This is a genomic window from Rhizobium sp. 18055, assembly GCF_902706285.1.
Lineage (GTDB): Bacteria > Pseudomonadota > Alphaproteobacteria > Rhizobiales > Rhizobiaceae > Rhizobium.
The window spans coordinates 1-453 of the sequence record NZ_CACSKD010000249.1 but is presented as its reverse complement, the minus strand read 5'-3'; the positions used below and the strand labels follow the sequence as shown (position 1 = coordinate 453).

The following is a 453-nucleotide window of genomic DNA, read 5'->3' as shown; positions in this document are numbered from 1 at the left end:
GTCCACTGGTAGTCGGGAAACGGCGGGCTCTCCCAGATGATGCCGACGGTCGTGTGATCGACCTTGCCGGCCTTGTCGTCGAGGTCCCACACCGAGTAGTCGACCGCCCCGACCTCGAAAGCCCCGGACTGGACGAGCTGGATCGTGCGGGTGTGGTCCCCGGAGAAGCCGACGCGGAAGAACACCTCCTCGGGCGTCTTGCCCGGGAACGCCGCGCGGATGAAATACTCCGGCATCAGGCGACCCGAGGTCGAGGCGCGCGAGCCGAACGTGAACGTCTTGCCGGCGACCGCCTTCGGGAAGTCGGCCGACTTCGCCAGGCCGGTCTTCGTGTTGGCGATGAGGTAGGTCTTGAACGCCGCGTCCTCGGCGCCTTGCGCGATCGCCTGCGCACCGGGCGAGGCCTTGCGCGCCTGCACCCCGGTGAAGCCTCCGAACCACGCGAGCTGAACC

1 protein-coding gene is annotated in these 453 nt (G+C 68.2%); it reads right to left on the bottom strand.

Features of this window, described 5'->3' with window-relative positions:
* Window positions 1-453 (bottom strand): PhnD/SsuA/transferrin family substrate-binding protein (locus tag GVL52_RS28965; protein ID WP_160012733.1); only part of this gene is annotated, 453 nt, incomplete at both ends.